The following is an 897-nucleotide window of genomic DNA, read 5'->3' as shown; positions in this document are numbered from 1 at the left end:
CAAGCCAGCCTCGACTGCGGAACTGCGCTCACGCGTCAAAGAGCTCAACAGCACGTTACCTGATCGTGCCATTGCCAAAAAAGTCGTCAATTTAGGCCTAGAGAGCGATTCCGAACTCGTTTCCCAACTCGCCAAGAAGAAAGACAATGCCTCCTCTACGCTAGAGACGTTAGAACAATACCATCAAGCAGGTGCTTCTCTCCGTTCTATCAATGTTTGTGCCGCTCGCATCGCTGACATGGTGAAGAGCCTAAAAGGCTACGCGAGATCTGATGATGAACGCATGCACTACGCCGATATCCATGAAGGCATCGAAGACACTTTAGTGATTTTCGAAAACAAGCTAAAAGTGCATCAAGTTTCAACAGATTACGCCCCACTTCCGAGTATGCTTTGCCAACCTATTGCATTGCAACAAGTGTGGACCAACCTAATTTCTAATGCGATTGACGCCTTTCCTGATAAAGGATCGTTAAAAATACAAACGAGAGAAGTTGAAAAAAACCAACAGCGTTATGCCGTGATTTCATTTGAAGATAATGGATGCGGTATTCCGGATTCGCAGAAAAAAGCAATTTTTGAACTCAACTTTACAACCAAAAAAGAAGGCAACTTTGGCTTAGGTATTGGACTGTCTATTTGCCAACAAATCGTTGCAGCACACAAAGGCTGGATTGATGTTCAATCGGAACTCAATGCCTTTACTTGTATGACCGTCTGGTTACTAGTCATTGAAGAAGGAGATGAAACATGACTAAGTATCTGATTTTATGCGTCGATGACGAACGAGAAGTCTTGGATAGTGTCCTTCAAGATTTAGCACCATTCGAAGAACATTTCATCGTTGAAGGCGCAGAGTCCGTTACGGAAGCAAAGCAAGTGATTGAAGACATGGCG

General features: G+C 44.0%; 1 protein-coding gene and 1 pseudogene. Both read left to right on the top strand.

Annotation, left to right across the window (positions count from 1 at the left end; translation table 11 throughout):
- The coding region (locus R7E78_RS25220; protein ID WP_318058483.1) for a HAMP domain-containing sensor histidine kinase at nucleotides 1-754 on the top strand (754 nt) is incomplete at its 5' end.
- Nucleotides 751-897 (top strand): annotated as a pseudogene (locus tag R7E78_RS25215) (response regulator); the annotation flags it as partial. The gene R7E78_RS25220 and the pseudogene R7E78_RS25215, both read left to right, overlap by 4 nt.

The organism is Vibrio sp. YT-19(2023), assembly GCF_033337395.1.
This window is presented reverse-complemented; position numbering and strand designations above follow the sequence as displayed.